The following is a 20079-nucleotide window of genomic DNA, read 5'->3' on the forward strand; positions in this document are numbered from 1 at the left end:
GGCGTTGGATATGAAGTTAATTACTCCGCTAATTATGTTGCTGGCATTTTGCTTACAGCTATCTGTAGCTCAGGCTAATACTGCGCTGTCACTCAAACAAATGCACAGTGCGCCAGTGAAACCCGTTATTGATGGCGTGATTGATGAAGCCGTTTGGCAATCAGCCACCAAAGTCGTTGTTGATAATGAATACTATCCGGCTGATAACGTTACATCGCCTATCAATACCATTGCCTACATGTACCAAGACGGCGAGGCTTTGTATGTTGCAGTGGAAGCGCATGACCCAGACCCAGAACAAATCCGCGCTATTTATCGCAGCCGCGATACCACTAAATCGGATGATCGCGTTGGTATCATCATTGATACCTTTAACGATCAGCGCAGCGCCTATGAGTTTTTCCTCAACCCGCTAGGGGTGCAGGAAGACCGCATCAAAGACCAAATTCGTGACAAGTTAGACCGCTCTTGGGATGCCATTTGGAGTGGCGCTGGCCGTATTCACGAGCACGGTTACACGGTTGAGTTTGCCATTCCATTTTCAGAGCTTCGCTTTCCAGAAACGGATGAGGCCATGATTTGGGGCATTGAGTTTTTGCGTTTCAGACCACGTGGCAGCCAGAACAAATACTCATCGGCGCCCAAAGAACGCGGCGATAACTGCTTCTTGTGTCAGATCCCCAAATATCATGGCTTTGAAAAAATCAGTGCCACTAGCACGCTAGAAATCACGCCATCGGTTGTGACCAGCCAAACCAATTCTCGTGAGCTGATCGAAAGCGATGATCTGCCCAATTACTTTGATGACAAAGACAGCGGTGACGTTGATATTGAGCCGGGATTGGATGTGCGTTGGGCCATCACCCAAGACAATGTATTGAACCTGACGATCAACCCAGACTTCTCTCAAGTGGCGGCCGACACTGACAAGCTCAGCATCAACAGTTCGTTTTCGCCCAGCTTCCCTGAAAAGCGCGACTTCTTTTTAGAAGGCAGCGATAACTTTAAGACCTCTCGCATGAATCTGGTTCACACGCGTCAAATTGCGTCGCCGGGTTATGGCCTGAAGTTTACCGGTAAGCTTTCGGTGCATAACTATGGTGTGCTCATTGCCGACGATGAAGAAACGCACATTATCTTGCCAAGCAGTCAGGGTGATGAAGAGGTTGAGTTAGATGAGGAATCTAAAGTTGCCATTGGCCGTTACCGCCTTGATGTGGGCGAACAAAGCAACGTTGGTGTGCTGTTTACCCAGCGCGAAGCGGGCGACTATAAAAACACCCTTGGCTCGATTGATGGCACTTATCAGCCGTCGAAAGAACATAAGCTGACTTACCAAGCCGCGTTCTCTGACACCAGCAACCCTGACAGTATTCGCGAAGATGACCTGACCGATGACGATGGTCAGGATTGTATCTTCAACCCTTACCACCCCGATTGCATTCAGGATTCTCGAATCTTGGAAGACGAAGAAACAGGTGGCGCGTTTAATGCCCGCTATCAGTACATTCAGCCTTTGTACGATGTGTTCGTGTTCTATTCCGATTATGACGAAGACTTTCGTGCTGACTTGGGCGACATCAGCCAAGTTGGTTATGAAAAAATTGCCTTTGGTGGCAAGCATAAATGGTTTGGCGAATCTGGCAGCCCTTGGACTGAATGGGGTGTGCGAGGCGATTGGGATAAAAGCACCCAACAAGATGGTCAAAAGCTTGAAGAAGAATCGGAACTTTACTTTTACGTTGATGGCCCTAAGCGGCTGGAAGTTGAGCTGGGCGTAAAAGGTCGTGACACCTTTTGGAACGGCAAAATGTACGACGAGACGTTCTATAGCCTGTACACCAAAATTGAACCTTACAAAGATCTGAGTGTGTGGAGCAACATTGAAATTGGCGACACCATTGATAAAGCCAACAGCCAACCTTCTGATGAAGAGCGCTATGAATTTGGCCTTGATTGGCGCATTGGCTCCCATGTGTCTGCAAAAGCGGATATGGAATATCGCACCATGGATGTGGCTGGTGGCGAGCTATTCAATGTGGCCAAAGCAGATGTCCGTGTAAATGTTCAGTTCGACCTCGCCCACTCATTGCGCTTGGTACTTAAAGGCACGGTGATTAACAAAGACAAAAGTTTGTATGAAGATGAAGTGCTGCGCAAAGAAAAGAATATTTATACCCAGCTCATTTATGCATACGAACCAAATCCCAAAACCCTTTGCTACATCGGCTATACCGATGCGCGCTATGAAGATGAAGAGGTAGATGACCTTGTTCAAGAAGAGCGATCAGTCTTCATGAAATTAAGCTACGCCTTTCAACTATAGCGGTTTGGGTCAGCGCACATGCTGACCCACTTTTTATTCCGTTGAGCTGCAAGTGGCAGCCAACGTCAAAGGAAGATTGCCGGAGGCATCTTCTTTATTCTCGAAAAGGTCTCGCAGGTGACCTATTTAGGTAACAAAAAGGAATGAGAATGGCCGTTAAAATCAGCATTCACCTGTTATACGGAGCCGCGGCGTTCATACTGTTAGGCTGTGACCACCCTCGGCAGCCAGAACAACTGCCTGAGCAGCCAGAAGAAAGCCTGCAAGTGGGCGCGAGCTTGAATCAAAAGCTTGTGTTAGTGCAGGCGGATATGCCGCAGCAGACATTAGTTGCCGTATTGAACAGTGAAGCTGATTTTCAGTTTACTTAGGCGGAAATAGAGTACAAACACGGTCGCCCCTATATTGATCTCGAAGGCACCAAAGATGGTGGCTGTGAAGTAGAATTCGACCTGCTTTTGAAAGCTGGTCGGTGGCAGGTGAAGGCAGTTCAGCGGGATTTAATCCTTGAACAATGCCCGCCTGCGGTGGTCCAAGCGTTACAGCAAGGCACCTCCAACGTTTTTACCTATGCGCATCATCGAAAGTGATCAGCGTACAGGTATTGTGATTTACGAGTTCTATATAGTGCTCGCAGATGGCACAGAAGAACGTAAACAGGTAAAGTTCGAAAGCGATCAAGCAACGCTGCTAGATCATCAGTGGCAACATTAATTCATCATTAATCATTGGTTTGAGAATGAAAAATAATAATAGTTTCATGCGCTATAGCGGGATTCGTCAGTTTGGACGTTCGCTAGTCGCTGCATTAATGATTTGTTCTTTCTTTATTGCGCCTTCGCTTCAGGCCAAAGAACATCCTAGTCTTATTTTGACCAAACAAGGTGTGAAAGATATTCGCGCTAATCTTGGCAAACTGCCCGTGTTTGATAACGCAGTGAAACAAGTTCAAGCGCAAGTAGACGCCGAAATTGCGTTGGGTATTGATACGCCGATTCCAAAGGATTATTCCGGCGGATATACCCATGAGCGTCACAAGCTCAACTTCGTGATGGCTCAAAAAGCCGGTACGCTTTATCAAATTTTACAAGATGAAAAGTACGCCAAATACGTCAAAGACATGCTGTTTCAATACGAAGCCATGTACTTGGATTTACCGGTTCACCCGAAGCCTCGTTCTTATGCCCGTGGCAAAATCTTCTGGCAGTGTCTGAATGACAGTAACTGGTTGGTGTACATGGCGCAGGCCTACGACACTATCTATGACTACCTCACTGCCGCTGAGCGTAAAACCCTAGAAGACAACTTATTCCGCCCATTTGCTGATTTCATTTCAACTGGCAACCCGCAGTTCTTTAACCGCATTCACAACCACAGTACGTGGGGCAATGCAGCTGTCGGTATGATTGCTTTGGTCATGGATGACGATGAACTACTTGAGCGTGCGCTCTATGGTTTAGATGATGACGGCATTGAGTTTGGTACCAAAGATGACGATGGTGGCTTCTTAAAGGTTGAAGGCCAAAAAGCAGGCTTCCTCGCTAACTTAGAAGACCCATTCTCGCCAAGCGGTTACTTCACTGAAGGCCCTTATTATCAGCGTTATGCCATGTATCCATTCTTGGTGTTTGCTTTGGGAATGGAAAACAGCCGCCCAGATGTTGGCGTGTTACAGCATAAAGATGATGTGTTGATCAAAGGCGTTTACGCGCTACTCAACTTGTCTGATAAAAAAGGTGAGTTCTTCGCTCTGAATGACGGCCAAAAAGGCATGTCATTAATGGCTAAAGAGCTTGTCACTGCTGTTAACACGGCATACTACTACGGTGATCAAGACCCAACTTTGCTCAGTATCGCTGCCGACCAAGGCACTGTTTTGCTGGACCAATCAGGCTTAGCCGTTGCTAAAGCGATTGAAGCCGGTAAAGCCAAGCCTTACGTGAAGCCGTCTGTGAACTATGGCGATGGCCCGAATGGTGACCAAGGTGGCGTTGCGGTTGTGCGCTACGGTGACTCTGATCTGGAGCTGGTCTTCAAGTATTCAGCGCAAGGTTTGAGCCACGGCCACTATGACAAGCTGTCTTATTCATTGTTTGAAGGTGGTGATGAAGTGGCACAGGACTATGGCCTGTCGCGCTTTGTGAACATCGAGAAAAAAGGCGGCGGTAACTACCTCCCTGAAAATGCGAGCTGGGCGAAGCAAACTATTGCTCACAACACGGTTACGCAGAATGAAACGTCTCACTTCGGTGGTGACTATGCGACAGGTAGCCAGCATCACTCCGACCTTTACTTCTACGAGTCGAACAATGATGCCGTACAAGTCGTCAGTGCAACGGAAGTCAATGCCTACCCTGGCACCAAGCTACACCGCACCATGGCTGTGATTAAAGATGAGGGCTTTGAAAAACCATTCTTGCTCGACATCGTTCGCATTGATGGCAGCAAACGCAACCAATATGACTTGCCGTTCTACTTCAATGGCCAAGTATTGGAAACCACTTTTGACTATGAGCAGCCAGAAAAACTAGCGGCGCTGGGTGATAAGAATGGCTACCAACACTTGTGGGTTGAAGGTGTCAGCAAACCACTGAAAAGCGATAGCTGGCAGTTCACTTGGATCAATGAAGCGAAGTACTACACCTTAACTTCATCGGCCGACAAAGCTGATCAGGTTATGTTCACTCGCATTGGCGCCAATGATCCGCTGTTCAACCTGCGCCGCGACGCGGGCATCATGATTCGCCGTGACAAGTCCAAAGACACCACCTTTGCTTCGGTGATTGAGCCGCATGGTGCATACAGCCCAGTGACAGAGCTGTCGCTCAATGCCAACAGCAGCATCAATGCGCTGGATGTATTGCAAAGTGATGATGATTACACCGCAGTGAAAATTACCACGGTTGATGATCGCAGCATTGTCTTCATCCTTGCCAACAGTGATGCGTCAACCAGCAAAAAGCACAAGCTTAAAGCTGGTGGCAAAACGTATAAGTGGAAAGGTGCTTACTACTTGGGTTCTTAACCGAATTTGAGTGACTAGCAAACGAACAAAAAAGCGGAACTTGAGTATTTCAAGTTCCGCTTTTTATTGGCTTATATAAAGTCAATTTGCGCTGCTACCGGCATAAATGGCTGATGAACCACTCAGGCGAAGCGCATCGCCGCCCTATCGCACTCCGCCTAACCCCCAACCATTGCTGCAATCTATTGCTGTTATGTTGATACGCTGTTGCTCGGCCATTCAGCATCTGTTCAAGCTGACTTGAGCACACTGTTGTCATGCAACAAAACAACAGGTGGACAATCATTATGATTTTATTTTTCAGGAAGGTTTCAAGCGTTGCAGGCGTGAATCAAAAACTGCAGCAAGCAGGATTGCCAGCGAACATGGCGCGTGACATTGTCTACTCCGAAATAGACATTGTGTTGTGTATTGCTGACTCGTTAAAGTCATTAAGCCGTGCGCACAAAAACTTGGTGGCCAGCTACGTGTTTTTAGAGTTTGCAGGCGCCAAATATGATTTATTTGGTGGGGTTGCTTACGAAGCGAAGCAAACCATCTTAGCGGAACTAAAACACCAAATTACTCGCTCGCCAGAGCGCCATTTGATTGCGCGAACGCTGAACAGTGTGATGCACACATTTCTTGGTGAAAAAGTGATGACCGAAGCCCAGGTGCTGGCCCTGATTGAACCGGCGGTATTGCCTTCTCCGGTGCCCTTTTCATCAAAACCGCCGGTACCCGAACTGGCGGCTGCCAGCTAACGAGTGCATGGTGTTGATGTCGTCAGTAGGGGCGACATCAACTCTCATCTTGCTGAACATCATCCAACCATTTTAGATGCTCAAGTGGATAGCCCAAAAACCACTTGGCGCGCTGTAGCACCAGCCGGGTACGAATGTGCTTAATGTGTAGCGCTGGGTTGTCACTCAATGCATCACAGGTGTCATTTAACTTTTTCACACTGGAAAAGCAGCACAATGACATGAAGTCGACATCGCCGCTGACCTGCATGCAATCCATGATTTCTGGTATTCCTTCAATGGCGGCGGCAAAGTCGCGGCATACCTGAGCGGTGTTGCGCTCTAGGGTAAATTCTAAATACGCCATCACGTGTTCACATATCTGCTCAAGATTGACATCCGCATGAAAGGTTCTGAAGTAACCCGCCTCTTTCAGTGCTTTGACGCGTTGGAAGCACGCGCTGGGTGACAGGTTTACTATTTCGGCCAATTCATTGTTTGTGAGATCCGCCTGCAGGTGAAGTGTGGCCAGTATCTTCTTGTTGTAGCTATCAATTTTGATGCTCTTTTTCATTTGAAGGCCTTCAGTTAATCGCTCAGTAACATCGAATTAGCAAATTTTTAGTGGTTGGCACACAAAGGCAGTAATTATTTTTCGCCGCTCAGAGCCAATACGAAATATTTTTTTGTGACGCATGTTCAAGAATAGGTAGGTGAATTGCTGCCATATCATACGCCCATGGAGGGCCTGAGTGTGAAGACTACCTTAGTTGCCAATTTTTCAAAATCTATCCTAGCTTGCGCCGTTAGCCTGTCGTTATCTTTGCCTGCTTATGCCAGTGACGCGATTGCCACCGAAACCGAAGTTGATGTGGAACGCATTACCGTTACAGCTCGCGGCCGCACTGAAACACTGCAAAGTGTACCCGACTCAGTCACGGTGTTTGATGCCGACTTGATTGAGAGTGCGCGCATTAGCAACTTTCGTGATTTTGCTAACCTCACACCAAACCTCAGTGCGTTGGACAATTTCCGCCCTGGGCTTGCTCGTATCACCGTTCGCGGCCTTATTACACCACAGGTTGGCGATCCGCCATTGGCGTTTGTGGTCGATGGTGTGACAGCCCCCGATTTAGAATTCATTAACCAAGACCTCGTTGATATTGAGCGTATTGAAGTCATGCGCGGAGCACAGGGCGCGTTGTATGGCCGCGGGGCCGTTGGTGGCGCGGTGATTGTGACCACGCAACACCCAACCGAAGCGCTTGAAGGCAAAATCAAAGGCTCGGTTGGCAATGGCAGTAGTTATGAATTGAATGGTGTGGTGTCAGGTTCACTGAACGACGCCGACACGGCATTTTTCCGCGTGGGTGGTTACACCAAAAACACCGATGGCCTGATCGACAACAAATTCCTTGATGAAGAGGCTGATCACCTTGATGAGCAGTCAACGTTTGGGCAGCTGCAATTCGACCTATTTGAAAGCACAAGCCTTGCATTGCGTGGCCGCTATACCACCAGTGAAGCCGGTTTTGCTTACTATCAGGGTGTTACTGAAGACACCAAAGAAAACTTCAACATCGATGTGTCGCAAAACATCAGAAACCTTGATGAGCGCGATGTGTACGAAGTGAGTGCCAAGTTATCGCAAGATTATGAGCTAGGCACGTTAGAAGTCATTACGGCTTACAGCAACTCTGAAAATGAACATTTTTATGATGGTGATTACTCCGCTGATCCCACTGTTGAATTTGATGACGACGGTTACTTGCTGCGCGCGCCGTTTGGCACCGAAGGCTTGTTTGACGTTGAATCCGTTACTGTAGAAACCCGCTTCACCTCGTATGATGATGAAAGCTTGCGCTGGGCCGTGTCAGCGTTTTATCAGGATAAAGAGCGCGACAACACCATCAACTTCTTTGACGACTTGCTGGGCGATGTGCCGCTGACTCGCAAAGACTTTAGTGATGATCTGATTTACCTGACTATTGCCGACAAAAACAGCTCGGAAGCTTGGGCGATTGCCGGTCAGATTAACTATGACATTACCCAACAATTGGAGCTGACTGCGGCATTGCGCTACGACCACGATTCGCGTGAGTCGTACGATCCAAACTACAAACAAGATACCTTTGCTGACGAAGATTACAGCCAGTGGCAGCCTAAAGTGTCGTTGGCTTACCAGCTAAGCGATGACTTGTTGTTGTATACCGGTTATTCCAAAGGGTTCCGCAGTGGTGGCTTCAATGAGCCAGCCGAAGGCATTAGCCGTACCTTTGAGAAAGAAGTGTCTGACAGCTATGAAGCGGGCTTTAAGTCCACTTGGCTGGATGATCGGTTAACGGTCAATGGTGCCTTGTTTGCGATTGATCAGTCGGATGCTCAAATCACTCAGTTCAATGTTGATACGTTTACCCTTGAAAACCTCGCCATTGATGATGTTGAAACACGCGGTTTAGAGCTTGAAATGGCGCTGCAAGCCACCGAAAACCTCGACTTTCGCTTCGGAGCGGGCATCGTTGATTCGGAAATTAAACGCTTTAACGATCGACCTGAGTTAGAAGGTGAGTCACAGGTGTGGGTTCCTGAATATAACTACTCGGCATCGGTGAATCATCACTATGAGTTGAACGCGGGCTGGTCGTTGATCTCGCGCGCCGATGTGCAAGTCGAGGGCCCAAAGTACTACGACATCGAAATGCCAAGCGTTGAATCATCCACCTACACCTTTGTGAATGCTGGTGTTGGGTTGCGTTCGGATGAGTGGCTGGTGCAGGTGTACATTGACAACCTCACCGATGAGCGTGGTATAGAGGATATCTTCTTGTACGGCGATGGTGTGACTGAATTGGCTCGCCAACCGAACAAACCACGTAGTTACGGTGTGGAAGTGGTGTACAACTTCTAATGGCCGCGGCTTGGCCCGTTATGGATAAGCACAACGCATAGGATTGGCTTTGCAAAACAATAACGTTAAATCGCTTGATGAATTGTTTGAGGACTACGCCACCACGCCGGTGCCAGAGCACCAGACCATAGGCGGTGTGGGAATTGGCATGATCAACGGTGGCTTGGCGTTTGCTGTGCCAGGCTTGATCACCGGCCTTGAGCTGGGTACGGCGCTCGGTTTTGAGCAAAGCCTGTATGCCTTTTTAGTGGGCGGGCTCTTGCTCTCGGTCTTAGGGTTTGTGACGGGGCTGGTTGGCATGCACAACCGGTTTGCCTCCTGCATGACCATGAAGTTTGTGTTCGGCCGCTATGGTTCTAACCTGATCAGTTTGTTGTTTGTGGTTGCCCTACTCGGCTGGTACGGCGTCAATATCGACTTGTTTAGTGACGTTAGTCAGCAGCTGAGTCTGCGGTTGTTTGATGCCTCTCCATCCATCATGACACTCGAAATCATTCTCGGTGTGGTCATCACCCTCACCACCATTTGGGGCTTCAAGTTGATTGAAAAGGTCGCCAACTTGTTTGTGCCTTTGTTGGCGCTGGTGGTGGTTTACATGCTGGTGCAAAGCCTCAATTTTCAGGCTGATGGCGCGGTAGCTGCCCCGGTGCAGCACTCTCTTGGTTTTGGGGAAGCCGTTTCGATCGTGGTGGGTAGTTTCATTGTTAGCGTGGTGCTGATGCCCGACTTCACGCGCTTTGCCAAAAATACCCGCGACACGGCTGTTGCATCGTTTCTGCCTTTTCTTGGCTTAAGTTCGTTTGTTTATATCGCGTCTGCGTTGGCCGGCTTGGCCGTAAGCGATAGTGATGTGTTAACTGTCATGCTCACGCTTGGTTTGGGTGGTGTGGCGTTCTTTTTATTGATTGTGTCGAGCTGGGTCACCAACGTGGTTAACCTATACAGCGTTGGCCTTGGTTTAAACGCCATTAACACGCGTTTACGTGAATGGAAGATCATTGTGGTGGCTGGCGTGCTGGGTACCTTGTTTGCCTCGTTCAATCTGCTAGACCGATTTACCGACTTCCTATTTGGCTTATCGGTGGTGTTTACCCCTGTTGCCGCAATTTACGTGGTCGATTTCTTTGTGATCCGTAAGCAGCGACGCTACCAGCTAGACGAGTTACACCAAAGTCCAGCAATGAACTGGCCTGCGCTGATGGCGTGGGGGCTGGGAATTGGCGCCTCACTGCTATCGAATCAAGGGCACATTTGGCTGACGGGCATTGAAGCGTGTGATGCGCTGCTAGTTACTACACCTGCCTATTGGCTGTTGCGGCAGATCATGCCCTCACCGGCCTTTAAACACCCAACATAGATAAGCCTCGCTGCCGAATGGTGGCGAACGAGTAAAAGAGATAAGTCATGAGAATATTAACGAAAGCTGACTTGACCGACATTTTGTACGGCTGTGCCATTTTAGGCACTGGCGGCGGCGGTGAACTGGATGAGGGCTTTGACTACATCAACAAAGCCTTGGCGGCTGGCAAAACATTCAAATTGGTGTCGGTTGATGAAGTGCCTGCAGGCAGCATGATTTGTACGCCGTATATGCTGGGAGCGCTGTCGTCCATGAGCGATGAGCAAGAGCAGGCTTACCGTCGCTTACCGCAAAGCGGTGAGCCAGCCATCATGACGGCTTACAAGCGATTACTGGATTACACCGGTGAGCAGTTTTACGGCACCATCTGTTGTGAATTAGGAGGCTCGAATACGGCCATTTCGTTTTACGTGGCGGCGATGGCTGACGGGTACATCATTGATGCCGACCCAGCGGGCCGAGCCGTGCCAGAAATTACGCACTCCACTTACTACTTTAATGGCCTACCTGCCGCGCCAGTGGTGACCGCCAATGAATTTGGCGAGTGTTTTGTGTTGGAAAATATCGTCGATGACCAGCGTGCTGAACAAGTAGTACGGGCGCTGTCGATGGTCAGCCGCAATGATATTGCTGCCATTGATCACGCCATGCCGATTGAGCAGGTAAAAGATGCAGTGATCAAGGGCTCCATCTCCATGGCGCTTGAGGTGGGGCAAGCTTACCGGTTAGCGCGCGAACAAGGGTTGGATGTGGCTACTCAAGTTGCGCAACATGGCGGTGGCTATGTGGCGTTTCGCGGCGAGGTTTGTAACTTTGAATTTGCCACCGAGGACGGTTTTACCATCGGGTCTATTGGCATTGCCGGTACCGATGATTTCGCGGGTAGTCGTTATCAAATTGAAGTAAAGAATGAGAATTTAGTGGCGCGACTGAACGGTGAAGTTGATGTCACCATTCCCGATCTGATTTGCTGCCTTGATGTTGATAGCGGTCAGCCGGTAACCAACCCCAATGTCACCATGGGCGCCAATCTCGCTATTGTGGTGCTGCCAGCTCCAAAAGAATTCACCACGGAAAAAGGCCTGCAGGCATTTGGGCCACGTTATGTTGGTCTGACGCAAGCGTATCAGCCAGCGGTAGCGCGCCACTTTCGTGTTTCCTCCCCGGTTACTAACGACTAAATCGGTTAGCCACTCGGCATGATGGCGCTGCCTTAGGGCGCGCCGTGCTCATCAATGCCGCGGTGATGTTCGACTATAGTGATTATTTCTATTGGTCGTCATGCCGCTCAAGGAGGGGGTCATGCCAAGCTTCAAGCAGCGCTTATGGATGCGTCAATCCGGCTTGGGCGAACTATCGTCCAAGTTAACTGCGTTGGAAGAGTGCTTAAACAAAACCGAATCGGCTAGCCCAGCCATCACCACGCCGCCTACTACTCCAAGTTGGAGCCAGAGTCATCGTTGGCGGTACGTTTTGCCGTGGCTTGCTTTTGCTGTGTTGGTACTGCTGTTGATTGTAGGATTGGTTGTTGTGGTCGATATATTGACTCGGCCTTCCCCGCCGGTGGCGATGCAGTTACCAACGACCGGCTACTTTACGGCGATTGCTTTGGCGGTGTTACTGTTTGTGGTTGCTCGCAACCGATCGCGCCGAGATGATGATATTCGCATTAAGCCCTCGACTTCGTCGTTGGCGACAAACGCTGTCACCGGAACAGACAAAGGCAAAAGCCGAGATTGGTTTGCCATGTCAACAACTGCGGTTGGCCTCATTATTGCGCTCTTCTCGCTGGCATCACCTTATATTTTGCGCTTCTATTTTGCGAATGACTTTGCGTCGTCTAGTACGCCCCATGTGGAGCTAGTATTAGAGGCGCCACATGAGACAAGCCAGCCACAAATCATTGTTCAAAACGGCGGCCAGTTTTATGATCCCAAAATTGAGATTGGGCCCTTTGATGTTGATTGTTTTCGGTTGGTCCCAGATCAATCAACAAGCGCTGCCGCCAACGATTTATGCCAACAAGCAACCTTGCAAAAGCTTCATAAGCAAACGTGCCAAGCAGCAACGTTATTGCAGCAGCACGGGGTAACAGAGGTCATTTTAATTGGCAGTCATGACAGCAAGCGCTATGCATCGAATAGCGTGTCGAAAAACATCCAGCTGGCATCTGACCGAGCATCGCAAGTTGCTAATTTACTGGCCAAGCCAAGTTTGAATCAGCATTGTGCACACCGCTTAACGCCCATCGCTGCTCGCGTGATTTTATCGGCACGGCCGAAAAGTATTGCAGGGCAAGATATCGTCGATAGAGGCGTCATGGTGATAGGCATTTTTCCTACTCAGCAGCGCAGCATTTCTCCTGAGCTAGGCTCCGAAGCGCGCAGAGAAACCTAGCTGCAGCGCTATCAACAGTGTGCCTGTGCCAGCCGTTATTGGCTGGCGTGTTGCTTGCGGTAAGCCGAAGGTGTCATGCCTTCGCTTTTTTTGAAAAAGGTGTAAAACACCGACTTACTGTTAAAGCCTACCTCGTAGAAGATATCCGTAATGGTTTTGCCTGGCTGCTCGATGAGCGCTTGCTTGGCATCCTCAATACGATAGCAATTAATAAATTCGTAGAAGTTCTTTTGAAAGTGATGATTCAGCGTCACCGACAGCACTTTGGGGCTGATTGCTAATGCCGCGGCTAGCGCATCAATGGTGATCTCTGAATCCAAATATGGCTTATGTTGGCGCATGTGCAGTTCAATGCGTTCAACGTGATCGGCTTTGTAACTGCTGGATTCTTGCGGCTGGGGCTGACTTTTTAGTTGGACCTGCTCGACGAGCGGCAAGCGGGCAATGGTATAGGTCAACAGGGCCAGCAGCAGTAAAAACGTTAAGTGATAAATAGTGACGCCAATATCGCTCAGCAAGGCAATTTCCATCGGCGTATACAAACCGATCACCTTAATACTGGCTAGCAAGGCGTCGCCAGCCATCACCACCACAAAGCCAATCACCAAGGTTCTTAGCCAAGTTAATGCAACGGTTGAAAGATCGGCTCGGCTTTCTTTTTGCTGATCATGGTAGTGACCGATCAATCGTAAGCACGCAATCACATAGGCAACTCGCACCAGTTTGATGATCAGATCGGATGCAATGTAATGCCAGCTGGTGGTGAGGCTGTATTGACGAATAGCCAGTTGTTTACTGTCGGCGTTTTGCAAGTAATAAACCGCCAGCATGTATCCCGCGAAGAGTACCAGCGGTAGCAGGTGGCTCAGCTGGGCTTTGCTAATGCGGAAGTTCTGATACATGACGGTCTTGGCGAACAAATACAGCAGTGCCGCATCAACGCAATAGCCGAAGCTGCCAATAAAAAATAGATTGGGCGAGATATCGAGAATGGTGTAGCGAAACTGCTCACCGTAGTAAGTCAATTCGTGTAAGGCAATAAACGTGTGAGCGAGCAGAAAGCTGGCTAACAGTGGTGAACTTGTGTGTTTTTGTTTTTGCGCAATGAGGAACAAGAATGCCAATAATGCACACAATAACGCGGTCATGGCGAGCGTCAGATCGTGCAAGTTAAATAGAATTTTATTCATGTAGTTGAATGCGGGTTTGGTGGCGCGTGTGGCTTATCATTATTGTGAGTGTTTGATGTTACTTGATGTTCAACATGCATTCCAAAAATTAAAAACAAAGCGGGATCTTAAACGGTTCTAATCACGGCCCTTTCTACCAGTAATCTGACCAGTTTGAATTTCACCTCAGTGAGTCGATCTAAGCCCTTCTTCGAATCGTAAGCGATGTTGCGATACGCAACGTCCGTTCGCCCGTCACCTTTTGCTGCCAATGTGCAATCGAGTCTACAAAAAGCAGTGGTTGGCTTGCGGCTGGGAATCGGGTGTTCAGCTTGCATTCAAGTTTGGTTGGTTAAATTTAACCCAATTTGTAAACACGTTAACGAATGGTGAATTTGGTAAATGAAGAAAATGAAAGGACTACGTTGGTGGGTCGTCAGTTTGGTTGCTATTGCGGCAGTCATTAACTACATCGACAGACAGACACTGGCGGTCTTATGGCCAACAATTGCAGCAGATATATACCCAGATAAAACAGTCGATGAGACCAACCAAATTTATGGTCTGATTAGCACTATTTTTATTCTGGCATACGCGTTCGGACAGGCGCTTTTCGGCAAAATTTTTGACTGGGTAGGTACCCGGATTGGTTTTGCGCTTTCCATTGGATTTTGGTCGTTAGCGACCATTTTGCATGCGTTTGCTCGTGGCGTGATGTCCTTCAGTATTCTTCGGATTATTCTCGGCGCTGCGGAGGCGGGCAACTGGCCCGGTGCGGCGAAAGGTAATGCCGAATGGTTCCCTGCTAAACAGCGAGCGTTGGCGCAGGGTATCTTCAATGCTGGCGCCTCTCTCGGCGGCTTGGTGTCGATTCCTATCATTGGCTATTTAGCGCTGGTGATGAGTTGGCAAGCCATTTTTGTTGTGGTCGGTTTACTCGGCTTCTTATGGTTGGTGCCGTGGTTGGTGTTGGTAAAAGCGCCACCAGAAAAGCACCCTTGGATCACTGACGAAGAGCGTGAGTTTATTTTGTCTGGGCAACGTCCAAGCGATAAGCCTGATGATGCATCCGACCAAGTGAAAGAAGAGCCTTATAACCCAAGCACCTGCAAACTGCTGCGTCGCAAAGAAAGCTGGGGCGTGATTATTGCTTCGGCAGCGATTGATCCGATTTGGTGGTTGTTCGTTGTTTGGATCCCCATTTACTTGAGCTCTAGCTTTGGCATGGATGTGGGTGAAATTGCGCGCTTAGGCTGGATTCCGTTTGTTGGTGCAATCGCAGGTGCGTTGTTCGGCGGCTTGCTGTCGCAAAGCTTAATGAAGCGCGAATGGAGCGTGAATGCGGTGCGCAAACTGGTGATTACTGGCGGTAGCCTGATTATGCTGGTCTGCTTGCTGGCGCTGTCTAATCCGGCGTCGCCTATGGCTGCGGTGATTACCATGGCAGGGGTGCTGTTTGGATTCCAAATTGCGATTAGTAGTGTGCAAACCCTGCCGGCAGATTTGTTTGGTGGTAAAACAGTTGGGACCCTGGCGGGATTCGCGGGCATGGCGGCTAAATTCGCTGCTGCTGGCGTGACCTTCTTGATTCCAATTATTACTGCTGGCGGTAAGTTTTCTGCAGCGTTTGTGCTCGGTGCCGGCTTGGCGGTTACTGCCATGGCAGCGATTTGGATTCTGTGTCCTAAAATCGAACCGCTAAAACCCAACTAGCTTGGTATTGCAGTTGAGCTATTTAAGGCGTCGGAGCTAATCTCTGGCGCTTTTTTTATGCCTGAAACGTAATCAATTGGCCGCAATGTAGGTGTATTTAGACGTTGGTTTGTGTGGTTGTTAGCGATCGAGATCACGAACTCAGAGTTTGCTATTTAGCCCTGTACCCTGCGCCAGTAAAGGGTTGTTCGAGTTGGCGACGAGTAGTCGAACTCTATTTGGGGCAAGATTTGAGTGCCAGTCTTGGAATCAGACTACAGTAGATTCGGGCGTGGGCAGTATGTGCAGCAACCCACATTGATAATGTCACCCAATCCGAGGACGAATCGTGATTACAGTTGCTCCCAAAAAACTTGTCGCTGCCGTATCTGCGACATTGGCCATAGGCTTCTTAACAGCTTGCAATCAAACCGCATCAGTTGCCGAAACCGATTATGGCATTAGTGCCACCAGCCAAATTATCGTGACCAACGAAGCTGGCGATGTACAAGCACTACGCCCGAACGTGAGTTTCGATTTATCAGCAAAACAAGCAGCGGCTGTGATCACCATTGATCCTGCTGTTCGTAAGCAAACCATTGTTGGTATTGGCTCATCATTCACTGAGTCATCAGCGTTTGTACTCGCCCACCTTGAACCAGATGTTCGAGCCGAGGTGATGCAAAATGTTTATGGCGCTGAAGGTGCAAACTTCTCGTTAACTCGAACGCCTATTGGCGCAACCGACTTCTCTGTGGAAGGCCAATGGTCTTACGCCGATGTTGAAGGTGATGTGACGCTAAAGCACTTCTCCATTGAGGAAGACAAAAACGGCTTCAGCAAAGCAAAATATCCGAATATCAAAGATGAAACCTTTGATGTGCTGCCGATGATTCAAGAAGCCCTTGCCATTAAAGCTAACCAAGATGAATCCGACTTACGGATTATTTCATCTGCTTGGAGTGCTCCGGCTTGGATGAAAGACATTGAGACGTTCTATATTCGTCCCACGCCAGAGAATGGTTATGAAGGCACTGGTGGTGAACTGAAGCCAGAATACGTTGGCACTTATGTCGACTACATCGTCAAATACCTCGACGCTTATAAAGCGGCAGGTGTTGATATCTGGGGACTAACGCCAGTCAATGAGCCGGCAGGTAACAGTGGTCAGTGGGAAAGCATGCACTTTACCCCTGAGACACAGCGTGACTTTATTAAAGATCACCTCGGTCCAACGCTCAAAGCAAGTGCGTACAAAGATATCAACGTGCTGATTTACGATCAGAACCGTGACCACCTAGAAGATTGGACCGACACCATCTTGGGTGATGAAGAAACCGCGCAATATGTCTATGGAACGGCTGTTCATTGGTACAGCAGCACCTACAAAGTTTATGAAGATGCGTTGGAGCGAGTGGCTACCAAGTTCCCAGGCTACGGCATCATCAATACTGAAGCGACGATTGATGACCTCGGTAAACCAGCGCCAAACGGTGTGTCTGATCCAGAAAACTTCCAAGAAAGCGGCTGGTTCGCCAATGACGAATTTTGGTGGAATGCCACGGCCACAGACTGGGCTTATAGCGCTGAATGGGCGCCGAATGCGGAAGATCACCCAATTTATACGCCAGTGCATCGTTATGCGCGCAACATTATTGTGAGCCTCGATCATTGGATGGAAGGCTGGGTCGATTGGAACATCGCCCTTGATCACAACGGTGGCCCAAACCATGTGGGTAACTTCTGTGGTGCGCCCATCATGATTGATACCAATACCGGCGAGATTTACTACACACCAGTATTCCACGTGTTGAGCCAATTTAGCCGCACCATTCGCCCTGGCGACGTAGCGGTTCAAACCAGCATCGACCGCGGTGACTTGGGTGATGATTCGCTGCACACCAGTGCAACCTTATCGGAAGATAATGTGCTGACCGTACAACTGCTTAACACGACCAAGCAGTCAGTGGATTATGTTCTAGAGATTGGTGCACAAACCGCACAAATCACCATTGATGCCAATGCCGTTCAAACGGTTCGTGTTCAACTTTAATGTCTGTGTGATGTACTGCTAGATATTGCCCGGCTCCCCAACAGCCGGGCTTTTTTTTGGGGGGCGTTAGTGCGAATTCAAAACCAGTAAGTTGTGAACATCGCGGTTGGATTTGGCGTGATGGCGAAGTTGCGCTAACGCATTTTCAAACAGTGGATCATCATAGGCTTTGCTGGCGTAAAGCAGGTTGCTGTAGGCAATTTGTGTATCGAATCCACGAACCTCCTCTAGCGGCCAACGTTCGGGCGCAACCACATATTCTGCGATAAACCGATAGCCTTGCTGTAGCGATGCTTGATTGTCATGGTAGCCCCATAAGTCGACGCCGAGCTTATCGGCCATCACGGCTAACTTGCTATAGGCTTGCAAATTGAAATTGCTGTAGTGCCAAGGGCGGGTGCGTTTCAATTCCAGTGGCTGTGCGCCATCGCTATCAAATTGGCTGCGAACGCGTGCTTTGGTTCGGGATTCAATTCGCATTTTTGCTTGATCGTATTCGCCAATAAACATGAGCAAAGCAACAATCTGTGCGTCATACCAAGTGCCATGGTTGTTGCGAGCCTTTTCTTCGTCGTAGCCGTTATCACTGCTGAGCATCCAGCCGGTTAATTCGCGATACCAGCTCACAATGGCTTGATGCTCATTGGGCGTCAGCACGGATTTAAGCAATTCAACACTGTCCATCACACCGATCAAAAAGCGGCTGTCGATGAGACCAACGCCCCGCCCGTCAACTCGTCCAGGAATCGCTTGCGCATGCCGCAGGTTAGGGTTCATCCGTGTCGCTGGATCAACGTGCCATGCATTGAGGAGTTGGCGCGCTTTTTCGGCGTATTGGGTGTTGTTAGTGAAATAATATGCCAGTGCTAATGCCGTTACGTCTTTACCAAATCGAACGAAGCGACGCTTGTCGGTGGCTGCCGTGCGTGTGGCTGGGTTGGTTTGGCCATCACGATTGACATAAGGCAGCCCGTTGTCGGTGTCAGGGTTTGGCCACCAATAGGTACCAAAGCTGAAATAGTCGTGAATATCGCCGCTGGCTGGCAGCAGCGTTTTATTGGTGACCGGATCAATGGGTTTTTGCAGTGCTTTGTTGGCCGTTTTGATGAGCTGCATCAGTGCTGGAACGGTCTCTGATAACTGCGCCTTGTGATAAGCCAATGTGGCGCGATCAAGGCTAACGAAATCGATGGAAGTTGAGGCGTTGGCGTCTAATTGCGGTACTGATTGGGCTACTGAGTCAATGTCAGTTTGGGGAGCGCTCTGTATGGTGCAGCCGGACAGCAGCACCAGCAATGTCGCCCCCGCAATATAGCGTTTCATGGCTCTTTCCTTTGGCGATTTTTATGTTTTGAGGTTATACACCAAAGCGCCGTGGTTTACCGTGCTGCTGGTAAACCTTGGGGCTTACCAGAAGGTCGACAAGGCAACCACCAAACTATCAGGCTCGACGCCGGTGTCTTTGTGGTTGTGACTATGAATGTAGGCAAACTTTATGCCCCAGGTTTTGGATAACGGGTGACCGCCGCTGAGTGCCCAGATGGAATTTTGCTTTTCGTCGTCTTTTTGTTCGCCATTGATGGTAGAGCGCCCACCGTAATTATGGAGCGCACTAAAGCTGACCCATTTGCCGGGGCTAAAGTCATAAATGAGGTGGCCACGCAGCGAATATAGCGGATCTTGCTCCAGCTTATTGTCATTCCAGAAGTCGTCGTTGTCGGTATAAAAAGCGCCAACCACTGTGCCTTCAATCGACCAATGGCCCATTTTGTACACTGCGCCAAACTGCGGGCGGAAGGTATAGCGGTTTGAACCGAGGTTGATCAACTTGTCGTCCATGTAATCGCCGGTAGGTAATTGCACCGACATGCCTGCGCCGACAATCAGCTCATTATCAGCCGCCATGCGATAACTCCGGTACGCCTTGCCTGCTAATGGTGGAGCACCATATAAGTTGATGGAAAAACGCACCACAGTATCGGTTAACCCTTGCCGATCGGCTCGGGCGGGCTCGCCTTCAAGTAACCCTTTCCAGCGGCCTTTTTGGTAGCCTTGGGCAATACCAACTCGAACACTTCGCTCGAATAAACTAAACGAGTGCATGTAGACACCAACCCAAGTGTCCACATCTGCGGTCACATCTTCGGCTTGTAACACGGGATCAAAAGCAATATCCGCTTCGGTGTGGGCGTAGCCAAAACCGGCCACGTGGGTATCGATGGGTAGGTGTGACCAGCGCCGAGGCGTTAGCTCTTCGGCAAAGCTGATGGCCGTGATTAGTAGGCAGCTTAGGCCAACAAGTAGATTTCTAGCGCAGTTCATTTTGTCCATAACAAGCTGATTTATCCTTGGTTATGTTTAAAGCTAACCTAATTGAGGATGATAAAAAAGCGGCACTGAAGGGGCTGCGCGGCTAAAAGCAGCTAA

The 20079-nt window shown here is 49.2% G+C and carries 15 protein-coding genes; 11 read left to right on the forward strand and 4 right to left on the reverse strand.

From position 1 onward, the window contains the following. The first annotated feature begins 10 nt into the window (after window positions 1–10). The 5 genes from K0504_RS02245 to K0504_RS02265 all read left to right on the forward strand — a co-directional run bounded on the left by K0504_RS02245 (window position 11) and on the right by K0504_RS02265 (window position 6094). Window positions 11–2326, forward strand: a complete 2316-nt coding sequence (locus K0504_RS02245) for a carbohydrate binding family 9 domain-containing protein (RefSeq protein ID WP_220102529.1) — start codon at window positions 11–13, stop codon at window positions 2324–2326. A 149-nt stretch (window positions 2327–2475) separates the two neighbouring features. After that, the gene (locus K0504_RS02250; RefSeq protein ID WP_220102530.1) at window positions 2476–2697 is read left to right on the forward strand and encodes a hypothetical protein; all 222 of its coding nucleotides are present in this window, start codon (window positions 2476–2478) and stop codon (window positions 2695–2697) included. 199 nt (window positions 2698–2896) lie between these two features. After that, window positions 2897–3040, forward strand: coding sequence for a hypothetical protein (locus K0504_RS02255; protein WP_220102531.1), 144 nt, complete (start codon window positions 2897–2899; stop codon window positions 3038–3040). A 25-nt stretch (window positions 3041–3065) separates the two neighbouring features. After that, entirely contained in the window at window positions 3066–5351 is a 2286-nt protein-coding gene (locus tag K0504_RS02260) for an alginate lyase family protein (RefSeq protein ID WP_404822985.1), read from the forward strand. 287 nt (window positions 5352–5638) lie between these two features. Next, complete coding sequence (locus K0504_RS02265; RefSeq protein WP_220102532.1) at window positions 5639–6094, forward strand: hypothetical protein; 456 nt, start codon at window positions 5639–5641, stop codon at window positions 6092–6094. A 37-nt stretch (window positions 6095–6131) separates the two neighbouring features. On the opposite strand, the gene K0504_RS02270 is transcribed toward K0504_RS02265, so the two are convergent. Then, on the reverse strand, window positions 6132–6647 hold the full coding sequence (locus tag K0504_RS02270; protein ID WP_220102533.1) for an Lrp/AsnC family transcriptional regulator: 516 nt from the start codon (window positions 6645–6647) through the stop codon (window positions 6132–6134). Window positions 6648–6827: 180 nt separating this feature from the next. Between K0504_RS02270 and K0504_RS02275 the strand changes: the two genes are divergently transcribed. From K0504_RS02275 to K0504_RS02290, 4 genes are all read left to right on the forward strand, one after another. Then, entirely contained in the window at window positions 6828–8981 is a 2154-nt protein-coding gene (locus K0504_RS02275) for a TonB-dependent receptor (protein WP_318837914.1), read from the forward strand. A gap of 49 nt (window positions 8982–9030) precedes the next feature. Then, a complete protein-coding gene (locus tag K0504_RS02280) occupies window positions 9031–10338 on the forward strand; it encodes a cytosine permease (protein ID WP_225917920.1) in 1308 nt (435 codons plus the stop codon). 47 nt (window positions 10339–10385) lie between these two features. Beyond that, complete coding sequence (locus tag K0504_RS02285) at window positions 10386–11522, forward strand: DUF917 domain-containing protein (RefSeq protein ID WP_220102534.1); 1137 nt, start codon at window positions 10386–10388, stop codon at window positions 11520–11522. A gap of 121 nt (window positions 11523–11643) precedes the next feature. Further along, a complete protein-coding gene (locus K0504_RS02290) occupies window positions 11644–12738 on the forward strand; it encodes a hypothetical protein (protein ID WP_220102535.1) in 1095 nt (364 codons plus the stop codon). A gap of 35 nt (window positions 12739–12773) precedes the next feature. On the opposite strand, the gene K0504_RS02295 is transcribed toward K0504_RS02290, so the two are convergent. Then, entirely contained in the window at window positions 12774–13928 is a 1155-nt protein-coding gene (locus K0504_RS02295) for an AraC family transcriptional regulator (protein ID WP_220102536.1), read from the reverse strand. A gap of 381 nt (window positions 13929–14309) precedes the next feature. On the opposite strand from K0504_RS02295, the gene K0504_RS02300 reads away from it, so the two are divergent. Together K0504_RS02300 and K0504_RS02305 are read left to right on the forward strand one after the other, a co-directional pair. Continuing rightward, on the forward strand, window positions 14310–15620 hold the full coding sequence (locus tag K0504_RS02300; RefSeq protein WP_225917921.1) for an MFS transporter: 1311 nt from the start codon (window positions 14310–14312) through the stop codon (window positions 15618–15620). A 328-nt stretch (window positions 15621–15948) separates the two neighbouring features. Next, window positions 15949–17652: a glycoside hydrolase family 30 protein gene (locus K0504_RS02305; protein ID WP_318837915.1), complete on the forward strand. Its 1704-nt coding sequence runs from the start codon at window positions 15949–15951 to the stop codon at window positions 17650–17652. Window positions 17653–17718: 66 nt separating this feature from the next. Here K0504_RS02305 and K0504_RS02310 read toward each other — a convergent pair whose 3' ends face one another. Both K0504_RS02310 and K0504_RS02315 read right to left on the reverse strand, forming a co-directional pair. Beyond that, entirely contained in the window at window positions 17719–18975 is a 1257-nt protein-coding gene (locus K0504_RS02310) for an alginate lyase family protein (RefSeq protein ID WP_220102537.1), read from the reverse strand. Between the two features lie 84 nt (window positions 18976–19059). Beyond that, window positions 19060–19983 (reverse strand): transporter, encoded by a 924-nt coding sequence (locus K0504_RS02315; protein ID WP_220102538.1) that lies wholly within the window; start codon window positions 19981–19983, stop codon window positions 19060–19062. Window positions 19984–20079: the final 96 nt, after the last annotated feature.

It is taken from the genome of Neiella holothuriorum (assembly GCF_019457915.1).
In the GTDB taxonomy this organism is placed as follows: domain Bacteria; phylum Pseudomonadota; class Gammaproteobacteria; order Enterobacterales; family Neiellaceae; genus Neiella; species Neiella holothuriorum.